Genomic DNA, 15,090 nt, shown 5'->3' with positions numbered 1-15,090 from the left:
AGGGCCGGGGTCAGCTTGTGGTGTGGATGAACGGGAGGGCGAAGGCGATCATGAGGAGGTGAGGGTGACGGGGAAGGGGATGGGGGTCTTGCGCGCCACGTAGGAGGCGAGCGGGCCGGAGCCTTCGCCCAGGAGGACGACCGGCAGGAGGAGCGGCGCGATCGTTCCCCGGGGGCCGGCGTGGAGAAGCAGGAGGATCAGGGCCTGGAAGAGGGTGTCCATCGCGCCTCCTCGGCGTTCCTGGAGCGCATCGTCCATCATCTGGCCGCCTCGCGCCACCACGGCGGAGGCGCTGCCGGCCGGCGGGCTTCCGGGGGCTCGGGCCGGGCGAGGCGGGGTGGCGGCCGCGCGGGGCGGGCCGCCACGGTCAGGGGGTCGTCTGGGGGGCGATGAGGGCCAGGAAGGCCAGGATGAGGATCAGGACGGTGGCGGCGATCGCGAAGCCCAGGAGGTAGGGGTGGCGTTCGGGCCAGCGGAACAGGCCCGGGTAGGTCTTGGAGAGTTCGGCGGCGGTCACCGGGTGGGCCGGGCCGGAGCAGGGGACGCCGAGGGCGGCCACGAGGTGGTCGATCTGCTCGCGGCCGTACATGCTCGCGCTCACCCTCAGGAGGACGTTGTGGTGGGCGTCGAGGATGAAGAGGGTGTCGCCGGGGCCGCCCTTCGGCCCGGTGAGGGTCGCGCGGACCGCTCGCGCCGCCCGCGCGCGGGGCCGGCGGCGCTCGGAGATCGGGCCGCGCAGGATGATCTCGTGGGAGGTCAGGACGACGCGGCTGCGGAGGAGGGAGGCGGCCGCCAGGGCGATCAGCGCGGCGAAGAAGCCGCCCATGATCGCGGCCAGCGCCGCCGGGGCGTCGCCGATCAGGATGGCGGCGACGATCGCCACGGCGGCGGCCCCCGCCGTGACCAGGACGGCCAGCCCCTTGCGCACGTCCGGCCGGATCGTCAGGTCGCCCTGGACCTCTCGCATGCGCCTATCGCCCCCTTTGCCCTCGTATTGGTAATTCTGCCCGATGGGGCGGCCGTCCGGCCGCCGGGGACGAGCGCTCGGCCCCGGCGGCCGTACCGGCCCGCCCGCCCCGCCTGGACGCCGGAAGCCTGCCGTACTGCCCCGCCCGCCCCGCCTGGACGCCGGAAGCCTGCCGTACCGGCCCGCTCGCTCCGCCTGGACCGGGAAGCCTGCCGCGGCGGCCGGGGCACACGGAGGGCGGCCGGGCGCGACACACCGGTCGGGGGCCCTGGAAAGCGGGGGAGGCGTGCCGATAATGAGGGATGCCCGGCGATTACTCGATCGGATTGGGGCGTGTGGTGGCGCCGCGAGGGGTGCTGCCGCAGGCGGCCGAACGGCTGGACGCCGATCCCCGGATCGGGGACGACGAGGTCCGCGTCCGGCTGGAGTGGCTGAACCTGGACGCCGCGTCGTACCGGCAGCTCGCCGGCGAGCACGGCGGGGACGGCGCGCGGATCCGGGCCGAGGTGCTGCGGATCGTGGCGGCGCGGGGGAAGATGCACAACCCCGTGACCGGGTCGGGCGGGATGCTGGTCGGCGTCGTGGACGAGGTGGGCCCCCGTTCGCCGCTCGGGCTCGGGCCGGGGGACCGCGTGGCGAGCCTGGTGTCGCTGACCCTGACCCCGCTGGTGATCAGCGACGGGCTGCGGCGGTGGGACGGCCGGTCCGAGCGGATCCCCGCCGAGGGGCACGCGATCCTGTTCGGGCGTTCGATCGCGGCCGTGCTGCCCGACGACCTGCCCGCCGAGACCGCGCTCGCCGTGCTCGACGTGTGCGGGGCCCCGGCGCTGACCGCCCGCGTCGTACGGCCGGGGCAGGCGGTCACCGTGATCGGCGCCTCGGGCAAGAGCGGGTCCCTGACCCTGGCGGCCGCGCGGCGGGCCGGGGCGGGACCGCTGGTGGGCGTGGTGCCGGACGCCCGGCAGGCGGCGCTGCTGGGCGAGTCCGGGCTCGCCGACGTCGTGGTCGAGGCCGACGCGCGCGACCCGGTGGGGCTGGCGGCGGCCGTGCCCGGTCCCGCGGACGTGACCGTGGTGTGCGCGGACGTGCCGGGGTGCGAGCACGGCGCGATCCTGTGCACGCGGCAGGGCGGCACCGTCGTGTTCTTCTCCATGGCGACCTCGTTCAGCGCCGCGGCGCTCGGCGCGGAAGGACTGGCCGCCGACGTGACCATGCTCATCGGGAACGGGTACGTCCCCGGGCACGCGGACCACGCGCTCGACCTGTACCGCGCCGAGGCCGGCGTGAGGAGGCTGTATGAAGCTCGGGCTTGACCCGGAGACGATCGCGCGGGCGCGCGCCCTGGCGGCCCGCGCCGCCGAGCCCATCATCCAGATGGCGCGCACCCACACCACGGTGTCCGTGGAGCGGGCGGTGCTGCGCCTGGCCGGCCTGACCGGCGCGGACCAGGACGGCATGCCGTACGTCAACCACCTGGTGGAGGCCGTGCGGGACCAGGTGGGGCTGGAACTCGGCGTGGCGCTGCCGGTCTTCCACGCGCTGGGGGAGGAGGGCGATCTGGCGGCGCTCGCGCGCGACGCGGCGGCGGGGCGGGCGCGTTTCACGATCCCGGCCGACCCGGGCCCGGCCGCCGCCCGGGCCCGCCGCGCCGTGGCCGCCGGCGTCTCCCGGATCGACGCGCGCCGCGCCGAGCGCGACCGGCTCGTGACGCGGTACGGCGACCCGCCCCGGCCGTGGATCTACCTGATCGTGGCCACCGGCGACATCCGCGAGGACATCCCCCAGGCCAAGGCGGCGGCGCGGGCCGGGGCCGACGTGATCGCGGTGATCCGGTCCACCGGGCAGTCGCTGCTGGACTACGTGCCCGAGGGCGAGACCCGGGAGGGCTACGCCGGGACCTACGCCACGCAGGAGAACTTCCGGCTCATGCGCGCGGCGCTGGACGAGGTGTCGGCCGAGCTGGGCCGCTACGTGCGGCTGACCAACTACGCCTCAGGGCTGTGCATGCCGGAGATCGCCGCGCTGGCCGGGCTGGAACGCCTGGACATGATGCTCAACGACTGCATGTACGGCATCGTCTTCCGCGACATCAACCCGCGCCGGACGTTCATCGACCAGCGGTTCTCGCGCATGGTGCACGCCCGCGCCGGAATCGTGATCAACACCGGCGAGGACAACTACCTGACCACGGCCGACGCCGTGGACGCCGCCCACACGGTGATCGCCTCGCAGCTCCTGAACGAGCGGTTCGGGCACGAGGCGGGGCTGTCGGACGCGCAGCTCGGGCTGGGGCACGCCTTCGAGATCAACCCGGACGTCCCGGACTCGTTCCGGCTGGAGCTGGCCCACGCGCAGCTCGTCCGCGAGCTGTTCCCGCACGCGCCGCTGAAGTACATGCCGCCCACCAAGCACATGACCGGGGACATCTTCGCCGGCTACCTGCTCGACGCGTTCTTCAACCTCTGCGGGCTGATGACCGGGCAGTCCATCCTGCTCGTCGGCATGATGACCGAGGGCATCCACACGCCGTTCCTGTCCGACCGGGACCTGGCCCTGGCCAACGTGGCCTACGTGCGCCGCGCCGCCGGGTCCCTGGCCGAGGACTTCACGCCCGGGCCGTTCATCCGCGAACGCGCCGGACGCGTCCTGGGCGAGGCCGTGGACCTGCTCGCCCGGGTCGCCGACGAGGGGCTGCTCGCCGCGATCGCCGAGGGCGCGTTCGGCGTCACCCGCCGCCCCGCCGACGGCGGCAAGGGCCTGGACGGCGTCGTCGAGCGCGCCGAGGGCTACCTCAACCCGGCCGAGGAGATCCTGTCCGCGCCGCCGGAGTCGCCCCTGCCGCAGGAGCCCGCCGGGCGCGCCGCGGGCCTGACCGGGGAGGTGCCCGCGTGAGCCGTACGGGACCTGAAGGGGCGGGCGCGGGCCGCACGGGACGGGGACGCCCGGGCGGGACGGACTGGGAGGTGCCGGGATGACGCGGCTGATCAGGCCCTACGGGGACACCACCGGCGACGGGATGGTGCAGCTCTCGTTCACGCTGCCCGTGCCGTACGGCGCGCGCGCGAGCGCGGCCGCGGTGCGGCTGGCCGGGGAGATGGGGCTGGAGCCCGCGAGCGTGGTGCACTCGCGGGCGATGGGCCCCGACTTCACGTTCTTCATCCTGTACGGCAAGGCGCGGCACCTCATCGACTTCGACGCGATCGAGGAGCCGGCCGGGCGGGAGTACCCCGCGCTGTCGGTCAAGCAGGTGAACCTGGCGATCCGCGGCGGGCTCGGGCGGCGGCTCGTGGTGGTCGGCGCGTGCGTGGGGACCGACGCGCACACCGTCGGCATCGACGCGATCCTCAACGTGAAGGGATTCGCGGGGGAGAAGGGGCTGGAGCACTACCGGGAGATGCGCGTGGTGAACCTGGGCGCGCAGGTGCCCGTGGAGGAGCTGGCCGCGCGCGCCCGCGCCGAGGGGGCCGACGCCGTCCTGGTGTCGCAGGTGGTCACGCAGCGGGACGCGCACCTGCGCAACGCCCGCGAGCTGGCGGCGGCCTTCGGCGAGCCCCGGCCGCTGCTGGTGGTCGGCGGCCCCAGGTTCGACACGGTGACCGCCGCCGACCTGGGGGTGGACCGGGTGTTCGGGCGCGGGACCACGCCGGGGGAGGTGGCGTCGTACCTCGTGCACGCCCTCGGGCTCCCGGTCCCGGGGGAGTCCCCGGAGGGGGAGACGGGCGCCGCGCCCGCGGGCTCAGGTACGGCGGGCTCAGGTACGGCTGGCCCGGTCACGGCGGGCTCTGGGACGGAGGGCGCTCATGAGTGAGGGGCTGACGGTGACGCACCGCCGCTATGTGCCGTACTCCCACGCGCACTACGGCGGGAGCCTCGTGGACGGGGCGTACGTCCTCGGCCTGTTCGGCGACGTCGCGACCGAGCTGTGCGTCCGCCACGACGGCGACGAGGGGCTGCTCGCGGGGTACTCCGCGGTGGCGTTCCGGGCCCCGGTGCGGGCCGGGGACGTGGTCGAGGTGACCGCGCGGCTGACGCGGGTGGGCCGCCGCAGCCGCGACCTGGAGTTCGAGGCGCGCGTGGTGTGCCGGGCGCGGCCGGACCGGTCGGAGTCGGCGGCCGAGGCGCTGCCCGAGCCGATCGTCGCGGTGACGGCGTCGGGGACGGTCGTCGTACCTTGAGGCCATAGCGGGCGGAGCGGGTCACGTCCGACAATCGGTGACCCGGGGAGCCGCTCCGGCCTGCCCGGGCTGCCGGACGACCCCGGGGGTGCCCGATGACCCAGCCGCGCCAGTCCCGTCTACCGAGGCCGCGGGTGCTCGCCGCCCTGGCCGCGCTCGCCCTGATCTACGCCGTGGCCGCCGCCTGCCTGCTGGTGGCGGGGGTCCCGGCGCTCGGCGTGGCGGTGCTGGCAGCGGCCGTGTTCGCCGCCCAGTGGATGTGGACCGAACGGCTCGCGCGCCGCCTGACCCGCGCCCAGCCGGTGTCGGCGGCCGAGGAGCCGGAGCTGCACGCCGTGGTGGACCGGCTCTGCGCCCTCACCCACCACCCCAGGCCCCGCCTGGCGATCAGCCCGGACCCGGCCCCCAACGCCTGGACCGTCGGCCGTTCCGCCGACCACACCACGATCATCGTGACGCGGGCGCTCCTGCGCCGCCTGGACCCCTCCGAGCTCACCGCGGTGCTGGCCCACGAGGTCGCCCACATCGCCCACCGCGACGTCTCCCTCATGACCCTGATCAGCGCGCCCGCCCTGGCCATGACCTGGTTCGCCCGCACGGTCGGCCGCGGTCTCGGCCGCGCCCCCGGCGCCTTCTTCCAGCTCGGCTTCTTCGGCCTGGTCACCCTCGCCGCCGCCGTCGTCGCCGGCCTGCTGGGCGCCCTGTCGCAGCTCCCCCTGCGCGCCCTCAGCCGGGCCCGGGAGTCCGCCGCCGACGCCACCGCCGCGGCCTACCTCGGCCAGCCCGCCCTCCTGTCCTCCGCCCTCCTCAAGCTCCACGAGGGCGCCGAGATCCCCCGGACCGACCTCCGCGCCGCCGTGGCCGCCCTGGGCGTCATCGCGGCCACCCCGCCCAGGAACCGCTGGCTGGCCACCCACCCCTCCCTCGAAACCCGCCTGGCCGACCTCGCCCGCCTCCCCCACTGACCACCCCGCCCCGCCCACGGCGCCCCCTCCGGGGTCTCCACAGGCAGGCCGCCGCGGTCCATTCCGCCCCGCCCTCGGCGCCGGCCCCTGCCGCACGGCCTCCGTGTCTCCCCGTCATCCCGATGTCCCCCCGGCATCCGGCGGCGGGACCAGGCCGCCCAGCCGTACGCCGCCACCGCCCGGAGCGCCCCCGGCGACCGCCCCCATCCGGCGGTGGCTCCCCTCCCGCGGGCCCCGCCCACCCGGACCGGCGCGATCCCCGCGGCGTGTGAATCGGTGGTGCGGGCGGGAGCCGCCGGCGGCCGGAGTGCGGGAGGTCCCGGCCAGGCTGTTCTCTCCCATTTCCGGCCAGGCTGTAATCCTGGGCGCTCCGGAGGGAGTACTGGGTGAACGGCGGCGTGAACGCCGCGAACCCGATCGATAGGACAGAGATGACGTGGACGATCCGGAGGGCCGCTTCACCGCGCTCTACGACCGGCACTACCGCAGCCTGCTCGGCTACGCGCTGCTGCGGGCCGAGCAGGGCGTGGCCGAGGACGTGGTGAGCGAGACCTTCCTCGTCGCGTGGCGGCGGCTGCCGGAGGTGCCGGAACCGGCGCTGCCGTGGCTGATCGGCGTGGCCAGGAACCTGCTGCGCAAGCAGCGCGACTCGCGGCTGCGCGGGGAGTCCCTCGTGGACCGCTTCGCCGCGCTGGGCGGGGAACCGGCGGCCGCCGACGTCGCCGAGCACGTGGTGGCGCGCGAGGCGGCCCTCGCGGCCCTCGCCGCGCTGCCCGAGCGCGACGTCGAGGCGCTCGTGCTGACCGTCTGGCACGGCCTGACCCCCGCCGAGGCGGCCCTGGCGACAGGGTCCTCGCGGGCCGCCTTCGCCGTACGCCTGCACCGGGCGCGCCGGCGGCTGGCCCGAGCCCTCGACGAGGCCCCCGCCGCGCCCCGTGTCCTCTCCATGACCTCCCAGGAGCAGAGGTGCCCATGAGCAAGGAATCCGACGAGCTCTTCGCGGCGTTGCGCCCCGCCGGGCTCGACGAGCTGACCGCCGAGGCGTACGGCAGGCGCCGCGAGGGCGATCTGGCCCGCGCGCTGGCCTCGCCCCGTGGCGCCGCGGAGGGCCGCCGCGACCCGCTGCCCGCCCGTCCGGCCTGGCGGCTCCGGCTCGCCGTCGCGGGCACGGCGGCCGCAGGGCTGGCCGCCGCCGCGGTGGTCGTGCCGGGCGCCGTCGGCACGGGCGCGGACCCGGTCCCCGGGGGCTCCGGCCGCGCCGCCGCCACGCCCGCCGCGCCGCCCCGGTCCGTACGGCTGGACGCCCGGTCGGTCTTGCTCGCGAGCGCGACCGCGGCCGAGCGCGCCTCTGAGGAGACGGGGGCGTACTGGTACAGGCGGGAGCGGACCTTCGAGCGGATCCGGTTCCCCGGGGCGGGGACCGGCAAGCCGGCGCGGCGGCAGGAGCTGCCCTACCGCGCCTACGCGGCGCACACCCAGGAGTCGTGGTTCGCGCGCGACGGGGGCGCGCGCAGCCGTACGGTGACGGGGCAGGACGTGAAGGTCACCTTCGCCTCGGAGGCGGACGAGGCGGCGTGGCGGAAGGCGGGCTCCCCCGAGCTGTGGCGGGCGGAGCGGTCGGTGAACGACTACGACATGGCGCTCAAGTGGCTGATCGGCGCGCATCGGATGACGATGGCGGACCTGCGCGCGCTGCCCCGCGACGAGGCGGGCCTGGAGGCGGAGCTGCGTCGGCTGCACGCCGCGGAGAAACCGGCCGACTGGGACGAGGTGCCGGACTTCCCGTCCTATGTCTGGTCCACCGCGCAGGACCTCCTGGCCGGCCCGATCAGGCCCGCGACGAAGGCCGCGCTGTACCGCGTGCTCGCCCGGCAGGACGGCATCCGCGCCCGGGAGCACGTGCGCGACCCGCTGGGCCGTACCGGGGTGGCCGTCGAGACGACCTGGGACGGGGAGGACGGCCGCCGCCCGGCGCGGCTGATCGTCGACCCCGGGAGCGGCGAACTGCTCGCCTTCGAGTCCCGCGTCTCCAGGACCGGGGAGGCCGACCTGCGCGTGGCGTACGCCGACAGCGGCTGGTCCGACTCCCTCGGCGAGCCCCCTGGGGACTGACCCGCGGGGGCCGGAAACGCCTTGGGACGGCCGGGCCAAGTAGGGGTGTAAGGGCGGACGACGGAGGGAGCCGGGATGCGGTTCGACGAGAGTTCCGCCGCCTTCGAGGCGTTCTACCGGCGCAATTTCGAGGCGGTGCTGCGGTTCGTGACGCGGCGGGTGGACGACCCCCACCTCGCCGGTGACCTGACCGCGGACGTGTTCCTGGCGGCGCTCGACTCGGCGCACACGTACCGGCCGGGACGCGGGAGCGAGATCGCCTGGCTGTACGGCGTGGCCCGCAACGTCGTGTCGGCGCGGCGGCGGCGGGACGCGCGGGAGGCCCGGGCGAGCGGGCGGATCGCGGGGCGGCGGCTGATGGACGACGACGACGTGGGCCGGATGGAGGAGCGGATCGACGCCGAGCGCGGCATGCGCGAGGCGCTCGCGGCCATGCAGGCGCTCCCCGAGGGGGAACGGGCGGTGCTCGAACTCGTGGCCGTCGACCAGCTCACCGTCGCCGAGGCCGCCGCCGCGCTCGGGATCCGCGCGGTGACCGCGCGGGTGCGGCTGCACCGGGCCAGGAAGGCCCTGCAGCGGTTCGTCCCGCCGTCGGCCGTGTTCACCGAGGAGATGGAGGGAACGGCATGAGCCGGTTCGAGGAGCGCCTGCTGACGGCGCTCAAGGAGGACCTGGCCGCGAGGCCCGCCCCGGTGCGGGCCAGGACGCGGCGCGTGCCCCGGCCGGTCGTCGCGGTCACGGGGGCCGCGGCGGCCGCCACGGCGGGATTCCTGGTGTACGGCGGGGCCGGCAGCCCGGCGTTCGCGGTCACCACGGACCCGGACGGCGCGGTGAAGGTCCGCATCGACGAGTTCCGCGACCCCGGCGCGCTGGAGGGGGAGCTGGCCAAGGCCGGGATCAAGGCCGTGGTCGACTACCTGCCCGCCGGCAGGATCTGCAAGTCCCCCCGGGGCGAGACGGCGCGCGGGGGCGGCCGGCTCGAGGTCGGCGTCGGCGGCGAGGGCGGCGGGATCACCTTCCGCGTCGGCAAGGGACAGATCGCCCGGGACCACACCCTGGTCCTGGCCGTCTCCCGCGACGCGGACGCCCCCGGGAAGGCCCCGGCGGCGACCTCACTGGAGATCGTCAAGGGCGCCGTGACGCCCTGCGAGCCCGTGGCCCCGCCCGCCGCCCCGCCCAGGGGCGGGGACGGCGCCGGCGGCGCGCAGGAGCGCGAGGGCGACGGCCCCGGCACCACGGAACGCGAGGACGACGACTCCGGCGGCCGGGGACCGGGCATCCGGCAGGACACGGACGGCTCCGGCACCCAGGAAAGGACCGAGGACGGGACCGCCCCCGGCGGCGGGCCGGCGACGCGGGAGAACCGCACCGGGGCCACCGTCCACTCCGGCTCCTGACGACCCACCCCGAGACGGGCCCGGCGGCCGGAGGACGGCCGCCGGGCCCCGGCATGCCCGCGTGCCGGGGTGTGCCCGCGTGCCGGGGTGTGCCCGCGTGCCGGGGTGTGCCCGCGTGCCGGGGCGTGCCCGCGTGCCGGGGCGTGCCCGCGTGGCACTGCCCAGTGCGCGGTGTTCCCGCGTGCCCGTGCGCCCCGGCCCGGCGGCGCGCCGTTCACCGCACGGAGGGGTGGCGACGGAGGACCGCCGGGGAAAACTCCTTGCGGAAGTGTCGGTGAAGCGGGTTAGGGTCTCTCCTCGTGTCGGACGAAGCGATGATCTACGCGCGGGGGCTGGTGAAACGCTTCGGCGACTTCACGGCCGTGGACGGGATCGACCTGGAGGTGGCCCCCGGCGAGGCGTTCGGGTTCCTCGGGCCCAACGGCGCGGGGAAGTCCTCCACGATGCGCATGATCAGTTGCGTGTCGCTGCCCACCGCCGGGGAGCTGCGCATCCTCGGCATGGACCCGGCGCGGGACGGCACCCGGATCCGGGGCCGGCTCGGGGTGTGCCCGCAGCTCGACACGCTCGACCCGGACCTGAACGTCCGCGAGAACCTCACCACCTACGCCCGCTACTTCGGCATCTCCCGGGCCGAGGCGCGGCGCAGGGCCGACGAGCTGCTGGAGTTCGCGCGGCTGACCGAGAAGGCCGCCAGCCCGGTCGAGCCGCTGTCCGGCGGCATGAAGCGCCGGCTGACGATCGCGCGGGCGCTGGTCAACGAGCCGGACCTGGTGCTGCTGGACGAGCCCACCACGGGCCTGGACCCGCAGGCGCGGCACCTGCTGTGGGAGCGGCTGTTCCGGCTCAAGCAGCGGGGCACCACCCTGGTGCTCACCACCCACTACATGGACGAGGCCGAGCAGCTCTGCGACCGCCTCGTCGTGATGGACGGCGGCCGCATCGTGGCCGAGGGCTCCCCGCGCTCGCTGATCGAGACCTACTCCACCCCCGAGGTGGTCGAGCTGCGGTTCGGCCTGGAGGAGCTGGACGGCTACGCCGGCAAGCTGGAGGGGATCGGCGAGCGCCTGGACGTGCTGCCCGACCGCATCCTGCTGTACGCCCCGGACGGCGACGGCGCGGCGGCCGAGGTGCACCGGCGCGGCGTCAACCCCTCCAGCGTGCTCGTGCGGCGGTCCTCGCTGGAGGACGTCTTCCTGCACCTGACCGGCCGGACCCTGGTGGACTGACATGGCGCATCCGACCGTGGCGGTGCTGGAACGCCACCTCACGCTCTACCGGCGGCTGTGGCGGGCCTCGGTGTTCGGCTCGTTCGTGCTGCCCGTGCTGTTCCTGCTCAGCATCGGCGTCGGCGTCGGCGGGTACGTCGGGGACGTCGGCGGCGTGAGCTACCTGGCGTGGATCGTCCCGGGCGTGATGGCCTCGAGCGCGTTCCAGATGGCGGCCGGGGAGTCCACCTATCCGGTGTTCGGCGACTTCCGGTGGACGCGGGCCTACCACGCCGCGCGGGCGACCCCGGTGGGCGTGCCTGACATCCTCCGCGGCTGGATGCTCTACATCCTGATCCGGGTGCTGGTGAACGCGCTGGTGTTCCTCGGGGTGACCGCGCTGTTCGGGGCGCTGCACTCGCCGCTGGCCGTGCTCGCGCCGCTCGCGTGCGGGCTGCTGGGGGTGGCCGTGTCGGCGCCGATCACCGCGTTCGCGGCCACGATCGGGCACGACAGCTACTTCGCGCTGCTGTTCCGGTTCGTGATGATGCCCTCCACGCTGTTCGCGGGCGTGTTCTTCCCGCTGGAGCAGCTCCCCGACTGGCTGGAGCCGGTCGCGATGGCCTCCCCGCTGTGGCACGCCGTGGAGCTGTGCCGGGCGGCCACGCTCGGGGCGGCGACCGCCTGGCCGGCCTGGCTGCACGCGGCCTACCTGCTGGCGTGGGCCGCGGGCGGGTTCGCCTGGGCCGTGCGCGCCTTCCGCAAGAGACTCGAGGACTGACCCATGGTGACGGCGATGGTGACGGCGCGGCTCTCCCCGGGGCGGGTGGGCGCGGTGATGGGCCGCAACGTGGACGCGCTGCGCAGCGGCCCCTCCTACCTGCTGGTGCTGGTGTCGGGGTTCTTCGAGCCGGTGCTGTACCTGCTGTCGATCGGCGTGGGCGTGGGCTCCCTGGTCGGGGACCTCACGGTGGACGGGCGGACCCTGTCGTACGCCCAGTTCGTGGCCCCGGCGATGCTGGCGGTGTCGGCGATGTCGGGGGCGCTGGCCGAGACGACCTTCAACTTCTTCTTCAAGCTCAAGTACGCCAAGGTCTTCGACGCGATCCTGGCCACGCCGGTGCGGCCGGTGGAGATCGCGTTCGGGGAACTGGGCTGGGCCATGGTGCGCGGCTCGATGTACACCGGCGCGTTCCTGGTGGTCATGACGGCCCTGGGGCTGGTCGAGCCGGTGTGGGCGCTGGCGGCGCTGCCCGCGGCCCTGCTGACGGGGCTGGCGTTCGGGGCGGCGGGCATGGCGGTGAGCACGCTGATGCGCGGCTGGCAGGACTTCGACCTGCTGAGCACCGGGCAGTTCGCGCTCTTCCTGTTCTCGGGCACGTTCTCGCCGGTGCGGGACTACCCGGCGGCGCTGGAGTGGGTCGTGCACGCGACGCCGCTCTACCACGCGGTGGAGCTGGTGCGGGCGCTGGCGATCGGGGCTCCGGGGTGGGGCCAGCTCGTCAACGCCGGGTACCTCGCGGCGATGGCCGTGGCCGGGCTGTGGTTCGCGGCGCGGCGGGTCGACAGGAAGCTGTGCGTGTGAGAGACATCCCCCTGCGGAGGAGGGATGCCGCCCCGAGTGGGAAAGGCACCGCCCCGCGCGGACGGGGAGTCGCCGCAGGCGGGCGGGGCACGGTCCTTGGCGGGAGAGATGCCGCCGCAGGTGGGGGAGGCGCGGAGCCCGGGAGCGGAAGGGTGACCCGGAGGGGCGGCGGGGAATCGCGGCCGTGACGCCGCTCTGGTAACCTTGGGGCCTCTTCACAGGCAGCACAAAGGCGCGGAGCACCCCATCAACACCGACGTTAACAGGTCCACAGACGCCCGTCAAACCGAACTGGCCCGTGAGCAGGCCTACGTGTCCCGGTTGTACGACCGGCTCGACCTGCTGCGGGAGCGCACTCAGGGACGCCTCGACGAGGTGCTGGCCCAGGGCGCGAGCGGCACCCACCAGGCCCGGTCGGAGCGCGACGGCTTCGCCGCGATGTACGCCGAGCGCCTGGCCCAGCTCTGGTCCGTGGAGAACGGGCTGTGCTTCGGCCGCATCGACCGCGCCCTTCCCTCCGGGGCGGACGGCGCCCCCGGCGGCGCGGGCGGCGTGAACGGCCCGCCGGCCGGAGACGCCGCGGCCGGGGACGCCGGGACCTCCGGGGCGGACACCTCGTCCGGCCCCGCCGGCGCCGGGGAGGGCGGGGCGGTCCCGGCCGCCGAGGCGCGGCTGTACATCGGCCGCATCGGGCTGTCCGACGACGACCAGGAGCGCCTGCTCGTGGACTGGCGCGCCCCCGTCGCCCAGCCCTTCTACCGGGCGACCGCCGCCTCCCCCGCGGGGCTGGCCCTGCGCCGCCACATCCGGACCAGGAACCGCCGGGTGATCGGCCTCGACGACGACCTGTTCGACATCGACGCCCTCGCCGAGGCCGACCGGTCCACGCTGAACGGCGAGGCCGCGCTGCTGGCCTCCCTCGCCGAGCACCGCACCGGCCGCATGCGCGACATCGTGGCCACCATCCAGGCCGAGCAGGACCGCGTGATCCGCTCGGGCCTGCCCGGCGTGCTCGTCGTCGAGGGCGGCCCCGGCACCGGCAAGACCGTCGTCGCCCTGCACCGGGCCGCCTACCTGCTCTACACCCACCGCGACAAGCTGAGCCGCGGCGGCGTGCTGATCGTCGGCCCCAGCAGCACCTTCCTGCGGTACATCGGCCAGGTCCTGCCCTCGCTCGGCGAGACCGACGTGCTGCTGTCCACCGTCGGCGAGCTGTTCCCCGGCGTGACGGCCGAGGCGGACGAGCCCGACGAGGTCGCCGCGCTCAAGGGCGACGCGCGCATGGCAGGGGTGCTGGCGCGAGCCGTACAGGACCGGCAGGAGCCCCTGGGCGCGCCGCTGGAGCTGCGGGTGGACCGCACGACGCTGCGGCTGGACCGGCGCACGGTGGACTCGGCGCGGACCAAGGCGCGGCGCTCGCGCAGGCCGCACAACCAGGCGCGGCGGGTGTTCACGCGGGCGATCCTGGCCGCGCTGACCAAGCAGGCGGCCAAGCACTACGGGGCGGACCTGCTGAGCGAGGCCGACGTGGCGGACCTGCGCGCGGAGATCCACGCCGAGCCGGCGGTGCGGTCGGCGATCAACCGGCTGTGGCCGTACCTGACGCCGCAGCGGCTGCTGCGCGAGCTGTACGCCGACCCGGCGCGGCTGGCCTCGGCCGCGCCCGAGCTGACCGGGCGGGAGCGGGACCTGCTGCGGCGCGAGCCGGACGCGCCCTGGACGCCGGCCGACGTGCCGCTGCTGGACGAGGCCGCCGAACTCCTCGGCGAGATCGAGGAGAGCGCGCTGCGCGGCGCCCTGCGCGCCCAGGAGGAGGAGAGCGAGGAGGTCAGGTACGCCCGCGAGGTCCTGGCGATCCTCGGCATGGAGGGCGTGGTGGACGCGGCGGCGCTGGCCGAGCGGCACCGCGAGGACGCGGCCCACCTGACCCTGGCCGAGCGGGCCGCGGGCGACCGCTCCTGGACGTTCGGGCACGTCATCGTGGACGAGGCGCAGGAGGTCTCGGCGATGGCCTGGCGGGCGCTGATGCGGCGCTGCCCGGCGCGCTCGATGACGGTGGTCGGCGACCTGGCGCAGGCGGGCACGGCGGCCGGGCCGCGCACCTGGGCCGAGGCGCTGGACCCCCACGCCGCCGGCCGCTGGCGGCTGGAACGCCTCACCGTCAACTACCGGACCCCATCGGCGATCATGGACGTGGCGGCGGACGCGCTCGCGGCGGTCGGTCCCGGCCTGGAGCCGCCCCGCTCGGTCCGGCAGGGGGACGAGGCGCCCTGGTCGCTGCGCGTGGACGACCTGGCCGCCGCGCTCCCGGGGGTGGTGGCCGCCGAGGCCGCCGCGCTCGGCCAGGGCCGGCTGGCGCTCATCGTGCCGGCCGCGCTCGCGGAGCGGCTGGCCCCGCTGGGCGTGACCGGCCCCGAGGGCCTGGACGCCCCGGTCGCCGTGCTCACGGTCGCGCAGGCCAAGGGCCTGGAGTTCGACGGCGTGGTGATCGCCGAGCCCGCCGCCGTCCTCGCCGAGTCCCCGCGCGGCCCCGGTGACCTGTACGTCGCCCTCACCCGCGCCACCCGCCGCCTGGGCGTCGTCCACACGACCGATCTCCCGCCGTTCCTGTCCCGCCTCACCCCCCGCCGCGAGACCGGCCGCGCCTGACCCCCACCTCCGCCTGACGCCCGCCGGCCGCC

Annotated in this window: 15 protein-coding genes; 13 read left to right on the top strand and 2 right to left on the bottom strand. The window is 75.8% G+C overall.

From position 1 onward, the window contains the following. Nucleotides 1-48: 48 nt before the first annotated feature. Both D5H75_RS41160 and D5H75_RS00750 read right to left on the bottom strand, forming a co-directional pair. The gene (locus D5H75_RS41160; RefSeq protein WP_202637699.1) at nt 49-222 is read right to left on the bottom strand and encodes a hypothetical protein; all 174 of its coding nucleotides are present in this window, start codon (nt 220-222) and stop codon (nt 49-51) included. Between the two features lie 145 nt (nt 223-367). Next, a complete protein-coding gene (locus D5H75_RS00750; RefSeq protein ID WP_119924355.1) occupies nt 368-967 on the bottom strand; it encodes a hypothetical protein in 600 nt (199 codons plus the stop codon). Nucleotides 968-1,302: 335 nt separating this feature from the next. On the opposite strand from D5H75_RS00750, the gene kdd reads away from it, so the two are divergent. From kdd to D5H75_RS00685, 13 genes are all read left to right on the top strand, one after another. Further along, a complete protein-coding gene (gene kdd, locus D5H75_RS00745) occupies nt 1,303-2,280 on the top strand; it encodes an L-erythro-3,5-diaminohexanoate dehydrogenase (RefSeq protein WP_242453920.1) in 978 nt (325 codons plus the stop codon). After that, nucleotides 2,264-3,859 (top strand): lysine 5,6-aminomutase subunit alpha, encoded by a 1,596-nt coding sequence (gene kamD, locus D5H75_RS00740; RefSeq protein ID WP_119924353.1) that lies wholly within the window; start codon nt 2,264-2,266, stop codon nt 3,857-3,859. The genes kdd and kamD overlap by 17 nt, the downstream gene beginning before the upstream one ends. Before the next feature lie 79 nt (nt 3,860-3,938). Then, on the top strand, nt 3,939-4,775 hold the full coding sequence (gene kamE / locus D5H75_RS00735; protein WP_119924352.1) for a lysine 5,6-aminomutase subunit beta: 837 nt from the start codon (nt 3,939-3,941) through the stop codon (nt 4,773-4,775). After that, nucleotides 4,768-5,142, top strand: coding sequence for a 3-aminobutyryl-CoA ammonia lyase (kal, locus tag D5H75_RS00730; RefSeq protein WP_119924351.1), 375 nt, complete (start codon nt 4,768-4,770; stop codon nt 5,140-5,142). Before kamE ends, kal begins: the two co-directional genes overlap by 8 nt. A gap of 95 nt (nt 5,143-5,237) precedes the next feature. Beyond that, on the top strand, nt 5,238-6,107 hold the full coding sequence (locus D5H75_RS00725) for a M48 family metalloprotease (RefSeq protein WP_119924350.1): 870 nt from the start codon (nt 5,238-5,240) through the stop codon (nt 6,105-6,107). Between the two features lie 436 nt (nt 6,108-6,543). Next, on the top strand, nt 6,544-7,083 hold the full coding sequence (locus tag D5H75_RS00720) for an RNA polymerase sigma factor (RefSeq protein ID WP_119924349.1): 540 nt from the start codon (nt 6,544-6,546) through the stop codon (nt 7,081-7,083). Further along, complete coding sequence (locus tag D5H75_RS00715; protein ID WP_119924348.1) at nt 7,080-8,219, top strand: CU044_5270 family protein; 1,140 nt, start codon at nt 7,080-7,082, stop codon at nt 8,217-8,219. The genes D5H75_RS00720 and D5H75_RS00715 overlap by 4 nt, the downstream gene beginning before the upstream one ends. A gap of 75 nt (nt 8,220-8,294) precedes the next feature. Next, nucleotides 8,295-8,849 carry an RNA polymerase sigma factor gene (locus tag D5H75_RS00710; RefSeq protein WP_119924347.1) on the top strand — a complete coding sequence of 185 codons (555 nt, stop codon included), beginning with the start codon at nt 8,295-8,297 and terminating at the stop codon, nt 8,847-8,849. Then, complete coding sequence (locus tag D5H75_RS00705) at nt 8,846-9,616, top strand: hypothetical protein (RefSeq protein WP_119924346.1); 771 nt, start codon at nt 8,846-8,848, stop codon at nt 9,614-9,616. The genes D5H75_RS00710 and D5H75_RS00705 overlap by 4 nt, the downstream gene beginning before the upstream one ends. A 299-nt stretch (nt 9,617-9,915) precedes the next feature. Beyond that, nucleotides 9,916-10,845, top strand: a complete 930-nt coding sequence (locus D5H75_RS00700; RefSeq protein WP_206781943.1) for an ABC transporter ATP-binding protein — start codon at nt 9,916-9,918, stop codon at nt 10,843-10,845. Between the two features lies 1 nt (nt 10,846). Next, entirely contained in the window at nt 10,847-11,605 is a 759-nt protein-coding gene (locus tag D5H75_RS00695; RefSeq protein WP_119924344.1) for an ABC transporter permease, read from the top strand. Nucleotides 11,606-11,608: 3 nt separating this feature from the next. After that, nucleotides 11,609-12,409, top strand: a complete 801-nt coding sequence (locus D5H75_RS00690; protein WP_119924343.1) for an ABC transporter permease — start codon at nt 11,609-11,611, stop codon at nt 12,407-12,409. 312 nt (nt 12,410-12,721) lie between these two features. After that, nucleotides 12,722-15,058, top strand: coding sequence for a HelD family protein (locus D5H75_RS00685; RefSeq protein ID WP_242453919.1), 2,337 nt, complete (start codon nt 12,722-12,724; stop codon nt 15,056-15,058). Nucleotides 15,059-15,090 lie beyond the last annotated feature (32 nt).

Origin of the sequence: Bailinhaonella thermotolerans (genome assembly GCF_003594875.1) — a bacterium.
In the GTDB taxonomy this organism is placed as follows: domain Bacteria; phylum Actinomycetota; class Actinomycetes; order Streptosporangiales; family Streptosporangiaceae; genus Bailinhaonella; species Bailinhaonella thermotolerans.
This window is presented reverse-complemented; position numbering and strand designations above follow the sequence as displayed.

Excerpts from the sequence above, each read along its gene's own strand:
- D5H75_RS00715 (WP_119924348.1), top strand. The coding sequence starts at position 7,080 with ATGAGCAAGGAATCCGACGAGCTCTTCGCGGCGTTGCGCCCCGCCGGG.
- kamD (WP_119924353.1), top strand. The coding sequence starts at position 2,264 with ATGAAGCTCGGGCTTGACCCGGAGACGATCGCGCGGGCGCGCGCCCTG.
- D5H75_RS00725 (WP_119924350.1), top strand. The coding sequence starts at position 5,238 with ATGACCCAGCCGCGCCAGTCCCGTCTACCGAGGCCGCGGGTGCTCGCC.
- D5H75_RS41160 (WP_202637699.1), bottom strand. The coding sequence starts at position 222 with ATGGACACCCTCTTCCAGGCCCTGATCCTCCTGCTTCTCCACGCCGGC.
- D5H75_RS00710 (WP_119924347.1), top strand. The coding sequence starts at position 8,295 with ATGCGGTTCGACGAGAGTTCCGCCGCCTTCGAGGCGTTCTACCGGCGC.
- D5H75_RS00690 (WP_119924343.1), top strand. The coding sequence starts at position 11,609 with ATGGTGACGGCGATGGTGACGGCGCGGCTCTCCCCGGGGCGGGTGGGC.
- kal (WP_119924351.1), top strand. The coding sequence starts at position 4,768 with ATGAGTGAGGGGCTGACGGTGACGCACCGCCGCTATGTGCCGTACTCC.
- kamE (WP_119924352.1), top strand. The coding sequence starts at position 3,939 with ATGACGCGGCTGATCAGGCCCTACGGGGACACCACCGGCGACGGGATG.
- D5H75_RS00705 (WP_119924346.1), top strand. The coding sequence starts at position 8,846 with ATGAGCCGGTTCGAGGAGCGCCTGCTGACGGCGCTCAAGGAGGACCTG.
- D5H75_RS00750 (WP_119924355.1), bottom strand. The coding sequence starts at position 967 with ATGCGAGAGGTCCAGGGCGACCTGACGATCCGGCCGGACGTGCGCAAG.
- D5H75_RS00695 (WP_119924344.1), top strand. The coding sequence starts at position 10,847 with ATGGCGCATCCGACCGTGGCGGTGCTGGAACGCCACCTCACGCTCTAC.